This window comes from Gilvibacter sp. CC01 (assembly GCF_055755295.1).
In genome coordinates, this window is sequence record NZ_CM146909.1 from 706,203 (window position 1) to 719,611 (window position 13,409).

Here is a 13,409-nt window from a genome sequence, read left to right on the forward strand (position 1 = left end):
AATAAAGTATTTTTGTCTGCAGACGGACCCAAAACAATAACACGGGCATTTTGCAGTTTTAATAGGCAAAACGGCGCTGGATCCAGACCGAAAAAAATTACGCTTGAAAAAGAAGTTATTACTCCTACTGCTGGCAGTTAGCCTTGGGTTACAAGCCCAAACGACCAGAAAGTATTCCAATGAATTTATGAATATTGGCGTCGATGCCGCGGCATTTGGTATGGCCAATGCTGTGACTGCGTCCACCGCCAATGTAAATTCGGGCTACTGGAATCCGGCTGGCTTAGTGCAATTAGAGGACAATCAGCTCGCATTGATGCACGCCTCTTACTTTGCCAATATTGCCAATTACGACTACGCCGGTTTTGCCATGCCTTTGGACAAACAATCTGCCGTTGCACTTTCTGTTATTCGTTTTGGAGTGGATGATATTTTGAACACCACCCAACTTATAGACGAGCAAGGCAATATCGATTACAACAGGATATCGCTGTTTTCTACTGCGGATTATGGAATTACCTTCTCTTATGCCAGAGCCCTGCCTTTAGACGGTCTTAACATTGGTGTCAATGCTAAGGTGATCCGAAGGGTGATCGGAGATTTTGCCAATTCCTGGGGTTTTGGACTGGATGCAGGAATTCAATTTGAATCCAAATCCAACTGGAAGTTCGGAGTCATGGCTCGAGACATTACAACCACCTTTAACGCATGGACCATAGACGAAGATCAATTTGCCACCATTCGAGATGCGGTAGAAGGGCAAAATCAGGAATTGCCAGAAACCACAGAACTAACCTTGCCTAAGCTCAATATTGGTGTAGCAAAGAAGTTTATTTTCAATTATGATTATTCGCTTTTGGCAGCTGTAGATCTCAACATGCGTTTCGCTGAAACCAACGATATCATTTCTAGTTCCTTTGCGAGTATAACGCCCGCTGTAGGACTTGAATTTGGATATATAGATCTGATCTTTGTTAGAGCCGGGGCAGGTAATTTTCAGAACATTCAGCAGCTAGACGGAAGCGATAATGTAGGATTCCAACCAAATATTGGAGTGGGCTTTAAATACAAGGGCATTCAGCTGGATTACGCCCTAACCGATATTGGCGACCAAAGCGCGGCCCTTTACTCGAACGTATTTTCGTTAACCATAGATTGGAGTTTATTCAGATAGCCTATGCGGAAACTTCTACTTCTTTTTATTCTGATCTTTTGCAAACCTAGTTTCGCCCAGCAAATACCGCTTTCTGATGCTGCAGAGATCTCTATACTTACGATGGGGCCTGGCAAGGATCTTTACGATTCCTTTGGACATACGGCCATTCGATTAGAAGATAAGGTTCGTGGTATAGACGTAACCTACAACTACGGAGTTTACGATTTCAACGACCCTAATTTCTACGCCAAATTTGCTAAAGGACAGATGCGCTATGTGTTAGATCGGCGCAGAACAGAGGGATTCTTAAGAAATTATATCGAAGCCAACCGTTGGATCAAAGAGCAGGTCCTAGCCTTGACTCCGCAAGAAAAACAAGCGATATTCAACTTTTTGGAGAACAATCTCAAACCAGAGAATCGCGCTTATAATTACGATTTCTTTTACGACAACTGCGCTACCAAGATTCCACAGATACTGCAAGATATTGTGCCAGAAATGACCATAGATTCTAGTTTTGTAACCTCACCACAGACCTTTAGGACACTGATTCAGCAGAATGTGCATTGGAACACCTGGGGAAGCTTTGGTATGGATCTAGGCATAGGTTCTGTGGTAGATCGAGTAGCTCCCATTAAGGATCATATGTTCTTGCCGGAATACGTTTTTAAGGCCTTAGAAGTAAGCAACCGTGATGGAGCCCCTATGGTCGCAGAAACAAAGACCTTGTTCGAGAATGAGCCAGAGGAGTTAAAACGTAATTTCTTTAGCAGCCCGCTGTTCGCGTTTCTGATTCTAGGTATTCTTATTTTATGGATTACCTATCGCGATTACAAGAATAAAAGCCGCAGCCGCATCTTTGATGCAGTTCTGCAAATATTTCTCGGTTTGGTAGGAGTTATCTTTTTACTCTTGTGGTTTGCCACAGACCACTACACAACCGCTTACAATTACAACCTGCTTTGGGCATTTCCACTGAATATACTTTTGGCATTTCAGCTGGGCAAAAAGCATCCTAAGCGTTGGGTGAAAGGCTATTTGAAATTTTTACTGCTGATGTTGGTGTTGATGTGTATGCACTGGCTTATTGGGGTTCAGGTGTTCCCAAAGGCACTAATACCTTTCTTGATCGCCTTGGCCTTGCGATATTTGTATTTGACAAAAGCTGTAGAACGCGATCTATTGCCCGCGGTAGAAGATAATGGTGCTTAGCGTCTTGATTACAATACTGATATCTAAGAACAGACTTCTGCGCTTAATATAATACAGATCATATTGTAATTTCTCGAGCGCATCTGCATGTGATGCCCCGTATTTTGCATTAACCTGAGCCCAGCCGGTAACTCCAGGTTTCACGATATGGCGAATCTCATAAAACGGAATGATTTCTGAAAGCTCCTGCACAAATACAGGTCGCTCCGGCCTCGGACCTATTACACTCATATCTCCTTTGATCACGTTTAGAAACTGTGGGATCTCGTCAAAACGTGTCTTGCGCAAGAAATTACCAAAGCGTGTTATACGAGCATCTTTGGCCGTAGCGTATTGAGCCCCGTGTTTTTCCGCATCGACTACCATGGTGCGTAGTTTTATGATCTTAAAGGGTTTTCCGTTTCTTCCGACCCGTTCTTGAGAATAGAAGAATGGTCCACGATTCCCGATGAGATTTCCAATTATAACAACGGGAGAGATCAATGCTCCAAAAAGTACCCCTATAACAGAAAAAAGCAGATCCAATACTCGGTGAAAGAAAAGGTAAAGCTTATTCTGATTACTCCTGCTAAATGGAGTAGTTATAATCTCTCCAGTAATGTTTAATACCTTAATTGCAATTTGTATTGGCAAGGTACCATTGGCCATTGCAATCAGCCTCGGAGACTGTAGGTATGAACTTATTTCATTTTCTAACCGCTTCACTAGTCCGCCCCGATTGGTCAACCAATGTATGGACCAAGCACTATTGAGTAAACTGTCATACTCATCTTTTGGTGGAAGAAATGTTTTGGTTACATTAATCATCGGCCTTAACTCCTAAATATAAAACTGAGCTATTCTTAAGACCCAGTTTTCTAAATGTACTTTTCCCAAAGTCTTTAATATCATAAGTTTTCACATTAAAACCTGCTTTTTTAATCCTACCTACAAAATCTTGCCTTGCAAAAAGTCTTAAATGATCCTCTTGTCCATAATGCTTGAATCGTTCTTCTTCTGTTACATGGTTTGGGTCTTCTATAGTTTCCGTTATGGCCGGAATAATTGGAACCATTAGAATCGCCTTTCCACCCGGCTTTAAAACCCTGAATAACTCTTTTAAGGCTATATCAGGATTATTCACATGTTCTAGTACATGTGAGCAAATCAAGTAGCCAAAATAATCATTCTTGAAAGCTTTCATATCTTCAATATCTTGAACATAATCTACCCCAGGCATCATCAAATCTGCAGTAACCGCAACAAAGTGATGTTTAATATAATTCTTACACAAAGCCCAAGATGGAGCAATATCTAGTAATAGCAATTCTGAGTTTTTAGGTATCTTTTCAATCCGTTGAAAAAAAGCTGCATAAAACCTATCCCTATCAGATCCCTTACAAAATGGACAAGAATACTTTTCCTTATTTAAATGCTCATTCTGTCCAAAAAATTTATACCCGTATTTGAGACTTTTCTCTCTATAACTATCCGAAAGTGGAAGATATTTTTGTACTCTCTCTCCGCAAACAGAACACTGATACTTATATCTTTCAGTTTTTGTTATACGTAAACTTTTCTTTAGCTTGGTTTTTACTTTATTTATAAAACTTCTGTCCATTTATATAAATGGGTTTTCTATTTAACATTTACCAACTCCGCATCAATAAGAAAAGGGGTCCATATCTGATTCTTGTGATTTACTTTTAAGGTAATTGCATTGTGTATCTTATAAAAAACACCTTCATTCAAACTTCTAGACGCTGTAAATGTTATGTAATATAAACCTTTTGATAGATTAACATTATTTAAATTAAAAGTGAAAATAATCTTTTCCATTTCTGCTACATTTCTATCCAATACTTGACCTTCTGGAATAATTTCAGCAATACCACGCTGTTCTTTATCATAAACCGCCATAGTAATAAACGGAATCGTCTTAAGTCGATTATTCTTACATGTAAATTCTAAAGTAATAGAATCTCCCCACGATAATGAGTAAATATTATCTACAGATTCTATACCTACGAGGCGAGCATTAATTAAATCAATACTATTATTAGTAAATACAACACTACTTTCATTAGAAGCAAAGCGCTGATAATAAAAGTCTATACCTTTAGAAACGTTAGTACCCTGATAACTTACAAGGCCATTTTCCATTAGTATTATATCGCTGCATATCCTCGAGATCATCGGCATGGAGTGAGAAACAAAAATCATGGCTGTATTAGGTAAAATAGCATCTATGGTCTTAAAGCACTTCAGTACAAAACCCAAATCCCCCACAGCCAAAACCTCATCAATCAGCAAAACATCCGGCTCCATCTGTGCCGCCACGGCAAAACCCAGGCGTACCTTCATTCCAGAACTGTAATGCTGCACTGGCATGTCGATAAACTCCGCCAGCTCTGCAAATTCAATGATAGTATCGAGTTTTTTGTCTATCTCTTTCTTACTGAAACCCAATACTGCCCCATTGTTATATATATTCTCTCGTCCCGTTAAAATAGGATTGAATCCGGCACCCAATTCAATTAGGGCTCCAACCCTGCCTTTCATGGTAATACTCCCTGTATCGGGGCGAATTAAGCCGTTAAGCATTTTTAGTAAGGTGGATTTACCCGCACCATTATGTCCAATAAGACCAAGACATTCACCTCTGCGAAGTTCAAAACTTATGTCTTGTACAGCCCAGAACTCTTTGGGTCTTAGTTGGTCAGATCTACCGCCACCCAATACATTGGTAAACAAGTCTTGTAACCCGTATTTCAAGCCCGTCTTTAAGTCCTTGCTGAACTTCTTGCTAACCCCTTCTACTTTGACCAATACCTCTTTTTCTGCCATGACTATGAGCTGCTGCGTTCTACAATTATCGGAATAGAGATTCGGTAAAAGACCAAACCAATGAGTAAAATGGGGAAACAACAAAGCAATACCAAAAGATAATATCCCAAATGATCACTAGGTGTACCAACCAATACTGATCGGGCCAGAAGTATCATTGGACTAAAAGGATTCCATTCCATAATGGTTTTCATGATCCCATCAGCAGGAATCATATAAACTACCGGAGTGAGATACATCATAAATCTTAGACCGGTCATAATGAGTTTAGAAATATCGTTATACAAAAGCCCAATTGGGGTAAGGATCAATCCAAGGGTAAAGCCAAAGAACACCGCACCTAACATAACCAAGGGAAATAACCAGGCTGAGTGTTGATAATCCACACCAAAGATCAATAACAAAATGATCAATAATAAGATCTTAGGAATGGCTTTAAAAAGCAATTTATAGATTCCCGAAAGCAACAAGGCCTCCTTGGGGAAATTGATCTTAGAGATAATGCTCTTTGCGCTGCTGGTGCTCATTTGCGGTGCATTTATTGCTCCTGTGATTATGGACCAGATAAGGGTTCCACTAAAGGCATAAACCGGATATGGAATTCCGGTGTCGGTAAGTTGAACAGTGCCTGTAGATTGTAAGAACACCCATACCAAAGCGGTGGTCAGCGGCGTAATAAAGGCCCATAGTATTCCTAAGTAAGATTGTCTGTATTGCGCTTTAATATCGCGAATAGCAATTTGACGGGCCAAAAACCCACTACTAAAAAGGTCAGATAGACTGGCCCTAAGCACTTTAAAAAAGCTGGTATTGCCTTGGTTGGTATAGATGGTCACCCGCTGCTGACTCATGCTAGGTAGTTTTTTTGGGGGTTGATCTCATTAAAGGCTCAAAATAATTTTTTTTAACCGCAATCCCTAAATTAAGACTGCTTATCTGTTACTTTAAACTTACTCAGTAGTTCTTTTATTAATGCTGCCGACTTTTGTACATCCAGTTTACGGGCAAAAAATGCATCGCTATTTTGGAGTTCGGAGAGGTCATCCAGATCTAAAATTCCCGGTTTACTACCGTGTTTCTCCTCTCAGAGGATAAAGCGTTTATTGTCTGTATCAAAACTATCTTTCAAATCGGAATTCATCAAAATAGTCTGAAAATAGAACTCTTCACTGCAAAAACTGTGTTTCATCCGTTTGAGCAGGGCTGGACGTTGAAGCGTATAGTCAATTACTTCCTTTACCGCAGATCGGTGCAAACTCCAATAGGTAGAACCTCCGTAGAGTGGCGGTAAATCTTTGGAATAGTTCCGCTTAAAACCAATTCGCTTTTGAAAAGATAAGAGCTTTTGAATCCAATGCATATGTCTTTTGGCATCCAGCAAATCATAAAAATTATACAATAAGATCCGATCCCAGCCACCGTTGTTCCAGCAGGCCGCCGGCATGGTAAAATGCTCTAAATAACTGCGCTCGCCCAATTGCCTGAAATGCGCACTGAACTCATCCGCAGTTTTAATAGGCATATCTTGAGCCGTGATGAGGTGAAAATAATTAAGCGAATTGTCTTTTAAGGCCTCCTGACACAAATGCAGTATAGCCTTTAAATGATTGCGACCGCCCCAGTTCACCTTGTATTTTTGACAGATCAGCATCAAATTCTCCAAGCTCCTTAAACGCTCTAGCTGCTCAGCACTAACGGCAGTTTTTTGGTCTATGTGGATATAGATAGCAAAACGAGAATCAAAGCAATTGGCTATCATTTCCAGTTGCTGCAAGTCCTTAAATGCCGTTATGAGGATTGCCTGTCTCATTCCCCTAAAACACTTCTTTTAAAACTCCCCCAGCGATGGGCCAGAAAAGGATATTTCAATCTAAAGTTAAGTTTTCCACTGCACCCAAAGATCAGTATTAGATCATTGAGCCAATTGAGTTTTGTGGGTCTTTTATCGTCGAAAAAATAGTCTAAAGACTTCAGATCTTCTCTGTATTTATCTGCCACCAATCTTCTTCTCTTGTCATTGTAAAACCAGGAGTAATGTGGCAATTTCTTCTTATTCACATTAGAGGCCGTTGCAAAGAAATCATTGGGTAAACTCAAAGCGGCGCTCAGGGCTTAAAAACCATCTTTGGCTGCTTCCAAACGAATGACCAGATCGTAATTAACGGCTTTTCCTTCTAATTGAAAATAAGCTGTTTGCGGTCTTAAATGCTCTCCCATATAATCAATACTACGCTCGGTAAGTCTCTTTTTGAAAGTTCCATTAGCATTGATAAAATCCTTAAATGACCCCCAAATATCTCCGTTAAGCATCACCCAGGCGTAATCCGAATAAGCCCTCGCATAAGGATTGCGGACAATTATGAATTTATAGTAGGTCTCCCACTGGGCTTTGGTAACCAATCCAGAGGCCAAAAGTTCATCGGGAGTAGCATGTTGCATATGTATGCCTAGGTCAGGACTCCAACCATAGCCCATCTGGGCATCTCCGGTAGTATCCACACCAAAGGCTTCCTCTACAGTAGTACCAGCACATTTAGAGATATGAATAAAAATACAACGATGCTTATGAGATACCATCCTAATTCCTGCTATTTGGTTGGTCGCATATTAATTACAAACAAGCCTGCGACGGGCTTTTATATTGCGTTAAAATAGCTCCAGGTCTCTACCAATCCTTGTTTTACCGAGTACTGCGGATCATACCCTAAAAGTCTTTTCGCTTTGCTGATATCTGCCAGAGAGTCCTTTACATCGCCGCGACGGCTTTGACCAAATTCTGGTTTAACGGCGGTGCCTGAAAGTTCCGCTAGGTGATTCCAGAGCTCCAAGATGCTGATTCGTTGTCCGAAAGCAATATTGAACACTTCATTTACCGCAGTTTGTGGAGCGAAAAAACTACGAATATTTGCCTCTACCGCATTCTGCACAAAGGTAAAATCTCGTGTTTGGCTTCCATCTCCATGAATTGTAGGTGCGTCTCCTTGTTTAATAGCGTTCATAAACAAAGGGATCACCGCTGCATAAGCCCCATTCGGGCTTTGATTGGGTCCAAAAACGTTAAAGTAACGCAGACCAATGGTTGCCGTACCGTAGGTCTTATAAAATACATCAGCGTAGATCTCATTGACCAATTTGGTCACCGCATAAGGCGAAATAGGTTTCCCTATGCGATCTTCAACCTTGGGCAAAGCCTTACTATCTCCGTAAGTAGAACTGCTAGCAGCATATACCAAGCGCTTTACTGTTGGCGATTCATTCTGGGCCACCAAGATGTTCAAGAATCCGGACACATTTACAGAATTACTAGTAATAGGATCGTTTATGGAACGAGGTACAGATCCCAAGGCCGCTTGATGGGAGACATAATCGATACCTTCCATGGCGCGCTTACAAGTCTCCAGATCGCGAATGTCTCCTTCTATAAATTCGAAATTCGGTGCCTCTAAAAAAGGAGTAATATTTTCTTTATAGCCGTTTGATAAGTTATCTAATACCCTTACCAAACCTGCTCCATGATCCAATAGATATTTCACCAGATTACTACCTATAAAGCCGGCACCTCCTGTGATGAGAAATTTGTGATTTGCTAAGGATTCTTTATGGTAGGTCATATTTTATTATGGCTAGAGTCTTCCGTCAATAATAGCTTCTGGCAAGAAAGATTTTACATCGAAAACGACACTCTTTTCACCTTTGAGTTTACTTATGTCGATCTGCTTAAACGCATCATGAGCTACAGCTAATACTATACAATCGTACTGGCTTGCCAGTTCTGCCTCCTTGTTCTTTACAGTGAGGCCGTATTCTGCCGTCACCTGCTCCTGTTTGGCCCAAGGATCAAAGACATCGACCTCTAAATGATACTCCTTAAGCGCAGCAATGACATCAACTACACGTGTATTCCTGGTGTCTGGACAATTCTCCTTAAAAGTGATTCCCATTATCAGGGCCTTTCCCCCTTTTATGATGGCATCTTTGGCTAGCATGAGCTTGATCACCTCTTGAGCAACATAATTCCCCATGCTGTCGTTCATGCGTCTCCCTGCTAAGATGATCTCAGGATTGTAACCCGACTCCATGGCTTTTTGCGCCAGATAATACGGATCTACACCTATACAGTGCCCGCCGACCAGTCCTGGAGTAAACTTTAAAAAATTCCACTTGGTTCCGGCAGCTTCTAAGACCGCCTGGGTATCAATATCTAGCAGTCTAAATATCTTAGATAGCTCGTTTACAAAGGCGATGTTAATGTCACGCTGGGAATTCTCTATCACTTTTGCGGCTTCCGCCACCTTGATGCTTGGGGCTAAATGTGTCCCTGCGTCAATAACAGAGCCATAGACCTCATCGATGAGTTTGGCTACTTCTGGTGTGGAACCAGAGGTTACCTTTAATATTTTCGTTACCGTATGCTTTTTGTCTCCTGGATTGATACGCTCTGGCGAATAGCCGGCATAAAAGTCCTTGTTAAAGGTCAAGCCAGATTTTTGTTCCAAAATAGGAACGCAGACCTCTTCGGTAACTCCCGGATATACGGTGGATTCATAAACAACTATATCGCCAGACTTTAAGATAGCCCCTAAGGTCTCGCTGGCTTTTATCAAAGGAGTTAGGTCCGGTTGATTGTTGTCATCTATGGGCGTTGGCACTGTTACTATATAAAAACCAACGATTTCCAAATCATCGGCATTATCGGTAAGGATAAGGCCTCTAGAATCATTTGTCTTTAAAGCAGCTTGCAAGTCCTGGTCAGAAACTTCTAATGTGCTGTCATGACCTGCATTTAAACTTTCGATACGAGCTGTATTGATATCAAAACCAATCACCTTGTAATTCTTGGAAAAGGCAACCGCTAATGGCAAGCCCACATACCCTAATCCAATGATTCCTATTTTCTCGGGTTTCTGCATAAAGCGGTGGCGTCTCGCCCTTATTTTTTTCCTTTGAACAAACCGATTATTCGCTTTAGAAGCGATTTCCTCTCTGGTGCATCATGATAGCCATTTCCGTAAGCACCATAGCCATAACCATAGCCATAACCATAACCGTACCCTTGGCGTTGTTTGAAGTAGTTCAGAACAAAACTGATGTTCTTAACCTCTCCGTTCTTGTATTTCTCATTAATAAAGGAGAGCATGCCTTTCTGGGTATAATTCTGCCTAATTACATAGATATTAGCATCCGAATATTTCACCAATTGAATAGCGTCAGTGACCAAGCCCAATGGTGGCGAATCTAAGATGATATAGTCGTATTCTTGCTTTAAGCGCTCCATAAGCTCATCCATCTGCTCGTTCATGAGCAATTCAGAAGGGTTTGGCGGAACAGGCCCGGAAGTGATCACCTGCAGATTTGGAATAGAAGTATTTTGCACCACTTCTTCTAGCGTTGCGTCCTTGATCAAATAGTTTACTACGCCGATATCGTTCTTAATATCAAAGTCTCCAAAGATCTTGGGTTTGCGCAGGTCTAAGCCCAGCAGTATGGTCTTCTTATTACTCAAGGCAAAAACAGAGGCTATATTGATAGAACAAAACGTCTTTCCTTCCCCACTTATAGAACTGGTGATGAGCACCGTTTTTGCTCCGCTAACACCTTGCTTTTTATACATGAATTGTAAACTGGAGCGGACGGCTCTAAAACTCTCTGCAATTGCAGATTTTGGACGTTCCAATACGGCTAGATTTCCGCTAACAGAGCTTTTACCAATAACTCCCAAAACAGGTATGCTAGACAAACGTTTGATATCTTGTCCGTGTTGAATTTTATTATTGAGCAAAAAGCGCACAAATACCAACAGGAATGGAATGAAGAAACCTAGTATCCCAGCCAGAACATAATTCAAGCTGTTATTAGGACCGATTTGCCCACCTCCGGTATCTTTGGCAGGGTCAATCATTAAAACGTCGCTAATGTTGGCAGCCTTAACCAATTTGGCTTCACTGCGCTTTGCCAAGAACAAGTTGTAAGTTCCTAAAGTAATATTGTATTTACGTTCGATCTTAAGTAGATCTTGTTGTTCTTTGGGCAATTTGCGGATGGCAGCCTCGTTTAGGGCGATCTTAGATCGTATATCTGCAATATCTTCACTTACTCGATCTTTACTACTTTCTATATTTTCTAAAAGCACAGTTTTAACCGCATCTATATCGCGATCAAGTTCTTGAAAGGCCGGAGCTCCTTCTTGCATAGAGTATTGATATCGGCTTCTGCGCTCCGATAGGGAAACTATACGAGCCACCCCAGAACTTATGGCTCCCTCTTCTATTCCTGCCACTGAAGGGGCTGGAACATCGTTATAGTTGGTTCGCGTAAGCAAGTACTCCTCTAGCCTTTTGAAATACTTTAGTTGACGATCAAGCTGTTCAATCTCTAGGTCGTAAGTCCTCAATTTAGTAGAGATCTCTGCTCCTTCCTGACCCAAATTGTAAATACCGTTCTGATCTTTAAAGTCGTTGAGTTCATTCTCAACTGCACTGAGCTCTTGAGATTGATCTTCAAGACTCTCATTGATAAAATCAATGGTCTTAGTAGCAAAAAGGTTTTTTCTATCGAGTAGATTATCTTGAAGGATCTGAGCAGAACCGTTCAAATAGTCCACTAGGCGCGCTTTGTTGTTCCCGTTAAGGCGCATGACCAAAACAGAAGATCCATCTGATTCGTTGAAGACATTGATCCGCTTATAGCGATTGATCACCTGATAGTAACTCGAAAAACTAATGTAATAGGGCGTATTCAGACGACCGCGAAACTTTTTGTACTGGAATTCACCATTTAAGAAAGGCAAACGGATGGCATCGCCAAATTTATATTCTCCCTTATACGTTGATTTCTCGGGAGACCAGTTTCTGGCGGTCTTCTTGCCGTAATGAGAAATACGGTAATTGTCCTTATCAAAACTTGCCTCCAGAATAAAGGTGGAGGTATCCTTAACCGTTATGGTGATCGGGACATTGAGAACCTGATACTTGGAGGTGTCGGCTATAAACTCAAAGGGTACCAGTTTGTAGGCATCTGTGCGCTGGTACTTACCGTCTTGCAAGTAGTTGGTGTAAAATTGCAAACTGTCTACTACAGCTTCATTATGTGTTCTGCTGCGCAAGATGATTAAAGCGGTATTCACCTTGTCTGTGGTTCCACCCCAATTGAAAGTCAAACTGGTATTGGTGGTAAAAAAGGGGTTTTGATCATCCTTAATGGAGATCATATTACTCATGGTATAAACCGGGAGCTTTCTAATGTTCACATAGTAAGCAATGGCGAACCCTATACCCCAGGCAATAAGAAAAAAGGGCCAATGCTTCAAGACTGAGATCAGCAGGCCTTTAAAATCAAAATTATACTCTGCATCTTCTATTTCGAATTCCTTGCTCATATTACAGACGCGTTGCCAAAAGAATTATTGATGTAAGCCCTGTAATTACAGTAAGGATAGTAGTAAAAGAGGATAGTCCTGTAATACCTGTACCCAATGACTTTTGTGGTAATGGATTCACTAAGATCAAATCGTTAGGCTGAATATAATAATATGGAGAATTCACTGCGTCAATGGTAGTTAGATCTATGTGATGTACTTTTTGTCCCTGCGGATATTGCCTTACAATAACCACGTCTGTTCGATCTCCTGTAATTGCAATATTACCGTTATTGGCAATGGCTTCCATAATACTAACTTGATCTCGGTAGATAATACTAGATCCTGGACGACCAATTTCTCCATTGATCACGTAGCGGATACCGGCTAACTTCACTGTGACAAAAATGTTGGCATCTTCTTTAAAATAGTCCGACAACAAACGCTTTTCTATGGTCTCTCGAATTTCTTCTACGGTATATCCCAATACATTGACCTCGCCTAAGGTAGGTACTCTGATATTTCCATGCTGATCTACCGTAAAACCATCGTAATACAAACGCTGTTCTCCCGTTGCATTCAGGTTGCTCTCTCCCACCGGATTGAACATAGCAACGAGCTCCTGATCAAGTGCCTTGATGCGGATACTCAACATATCGTTGACTTGCACACGATAAGGAGGCATTACTTTTCTTAGAGCGACCAAAGAGTCGTTGGTTCCGAGATCCTCTTGCAAGTAGGCTATCCTTTTGGTAGGGATACAAGAAGAGAATGATAGAAGAACTGCCACTAGGGCGTATAAAACGGCGGACTTCATTAAGTGTTTAACTAGTTTCAAGCAAATATAACCTAACGCATCTA

Annotated in this window: 12 protein-coding genes and 2 pseudogenes; 2 read left to right on the plus strand and 12 right to left on the minus strand. The window is 41.1% G+C overall.

All coding sequences use genetic code 11. The features are described 5' to 3' along the window. Positions 1 to 103 precede the first annotated feature (103 nt). Both AC0J2F_RS03310 and AC0J2F_RS03315 read left to right on the plus strand, forming a co-directional pair. The gene (locus tag AC0J2F_RS03310; RefSeq protein WP_473008729.1) at positions 104 to 1,174 is read left to right on the plus strand and encodes a putative type IX sorting system protein PorV2; all 1,071 of its coding nucleotides are present in this window, start codon (positions 104 to 106) and stop codon (positions 1,172 to 1,174) included. A gap of 3 nt (positions 1,175 to 1,177) precedes the next feature. After that, on the plus strand, positions 1,178 to 2,368 hold the full coding sequence (locus tag AC0J2F_RS03315; protein WP_473008731.1) for an Lnb N-terminal periplasmic domain-containing protein: 1,191 nt from the start codon (positions 1,178 to 1,180) through the stop codon (positions 2,366 to 2,368). Here the strand turns inward: AC0J2F_RS03315 and AC0J2F_RS03320 are convergent. The 12 genes and pseudogenes from AC0J2F_RS03320 to AC0J2F_RS03375 all read right to left on the minus strand — a co-directional run. After that, a pseudogene (locus tag AC0J2F_RS03320) lies at positions 2,336 to 2,944 on the minus strand (sugar transferase); the annotation flags it as partial. The gene AC0J2F_RS03315 and the pseudogene AC0J2F_RS03320 sit on opposite strands and share 33 nt — an antisense overlap. Positions 2,945 to 2,947: 3 nt before the next feature. After that, a pseudogene (locus AC0J2F_RS03325) lies at positions 2,948 to 3,175 on the minus strand (DegT/DnrJ/EryC1/StrS family aminotransferase); the annotation flags it as partial. Further along, a complete protein-coding gene (locus tag AC0J2F_RS03330; RefSeq protein ID WP_473008732.1) occupies positions 3,168 to 3,968 on the minus strand; it encodes a methyltransferase domain-containing protein in 801 nt (266 codons plus the stop codon). The gene AC0J2F_RS03330 and the pseudogene AC0J2F_RS03325, both read right to left, overlap by 8 nt. A gap of 17 nt (positions 3,969 to 3,985) precedes the next feature. Next, positions 3,986 to 5,194, minus strand: coding sequence for an ABC transporter ATP-binding protein (locus tag AC0J2F_RS03335; protein WP_473008733.1), 1,209 nt, complete (start codon positions 5,192 to 5,194; stop codon positions 3,986 to 3,988). A gap of 2 nt (positions 5,195 to 5,196) precedes the next feature. Then, positions 5,197 to 6,045, minus strand: a complete 849-nt coding sequence (locus AC0J2F_RS03340) for an ABC transporter permease (protein ID WP_473008734.1) — start codon at positions 6,043 to 6,045, stop codon at positions 5,197 to 5,199. A gap of 233 nt (positions 6,046 to 6,278) precedes the next feature. Beyond that, positions 6,279 to 7,004 (minus strand): beta-1,6-N-acetylglucosaminyltransferase, encoded by a 726-nt coding sequence (locus AC0J2F_RS03345; protein ID WP_473008736.1) that lies wholly within the window; start codon positions 7,002 to 7,004, stop codon positions 6,279 to 6,281. Further along, positions 7,001 to 7,291, minus strand: coding sequence for a hypothetical protein (locus AC0J2F_RS03350; RefSeq protein WP_473008737.1), 291 nt, complete (start codon positions 7,289 to 7,291; stop codon positions 7,001 to 7,003). Before AC0J2F_RS03350 ends, AC0J2F_RS03345 begins: the two co-directional genes overlap by 4 nt. 15 nt (positions 7,292 to 7,306) lie before the next feature. After that, positions 7,307 to 7,771 carry a sulfotransferase family 2 domain-containing protein gene (locus AC0J2F_RS03355; RefSeq protein ID WP_473008739.1) on the minus strand — a complete coding sequence of 155 codons (465 nt, stop codon included), beginning with the start codon at positions 7,769 to 7,771 and terminating at the stop codon, positions 7,307 to 7,309. A 59-nt stretch (positions 7,772 to 7,830) separates the two neighbouring features. Continuing rightward, positions 7,831 to 8,805: an SDR family oxidoreductase gene (locus AC0J2F_RS03360; protein WP_473008740.1), complete on the minus strand. Its 975-nt coding sequence runs from the start codon at positions 8,803 to 8,805 to the stop codon at positions 7,831 to 7,833. Positions 8,806 to 8,817: 12 nt separating this feature from the next. Beyond that, entirely contained in the window at positions 8,818 to 10,104 is a 1,287-nt protein-coding gene (locus AC0J2F_RS03365; RefSeq protein WP_473008742.1) for a nucleotide sugar dehydrogenase, read from the minus strand. Between the two features lie 20 nt (positions 10,105 to 10,124). Then, positions 10,125 to 12,569 (minus strand): GumC family protein, encoded by a 2,445-nt coding sequence (locus AC0J2F_RS03370; RefSeq protein WP_473008743.1) that lies wholly within the window; start codon positions 12,567 to 12,569, stop codon positions 10,125 to 10,127. A gap of 1 nt (position 12,570) precedes the next feature. Then, the gene (locus AC0J2F_RS03375; RefSeq protein WP_473008745.1) at positions 12,571 to 13,365 is read right to left on the minus strand and encodes a polysaccharide biosynthesis/export family protein; all 795 of its coding nucleotides are present in this window, start codon (positions 13,363 to 13,365) and stop codon (positions 12,571 to 12,573) included. Positions 13,366 to 13,409: the final 44 nt, after the last annotated feature.

Bases quoted from the DNA above. Each gene is read 5' to 3' on its own strand.
- AC0J2F_RS03315 (WP_473008731.1), top strand. From the start codon at position 1,178: ATGCGGAAACTTCTACTTCTTTTTATTCTGATCTTTTGCAAACCTAGT.
- AC0J2F_RS03330 (WP_473008732.1), bottom strand. From the start codon at position 3,968: ATGGACAGAAGTTTTATAAATAAAGTAAAAACCAAGCTAAAGAAAAGT.
- AC0J2F_RS03335 (WP_473008733.1), bottom strand. From the start codon at position 5,194: ATGGCAGAAAAAGAGGTATTGGTCAAAGTAGAAGGGGTTAGCAAGAAG.
- AC0J2F_RS03340 (WP_473008734.1), bottom strand. From the start codon at position 6,045: ATGAGTCAGCAGCGGGTGACCATCTATACCAACCAAGGCAATACCAGC.
- AC0J2F_RS03345 (WP_473008736.1), bottom strand. From the start codon at position 7,004: ATGAGACAGGCAATCCTCATAACGGCATTTAAGGACTTGCAGCAACTG.
- AC0J2F_RS03355 (WP_473008739.1), bottom strand. From the start codon at position 7,771: ATGGTATCTCATAAGCATCGTTGTATTTTTATTCATATCTCTAAATGT.
- AC0J2F_RS03360 (WP_473008740.1), bottom strand. From the start codon at position 8,805: ATGACCTACCATAAAGAATCCTTAGCAAATCACAAATTTCTCATCACA.
- AC0J2F_RS03365 (WP_473008742.1), bottom strand. From the start codon at position 10,104: ATGCAGAAACCCGAGAAAATAGGAATCATTGGATTAGGGTATGTGGGC.
- AC0J2F_RS03370 (WP_473008743.1), bottom strand. From the start codon at position 12,569: ATGAGCAAGGAATTCGAAATAGAAGATGCAGAGTATAATTTTGATTTT.
- AC0J2F_RS03375 (WP_473008745.1), bottom strand. From the start codon at position 13,365: ATGAAGTCCGCCGTTTTATACGCCCTAGTGGCAGTTCTTCTATCATTC.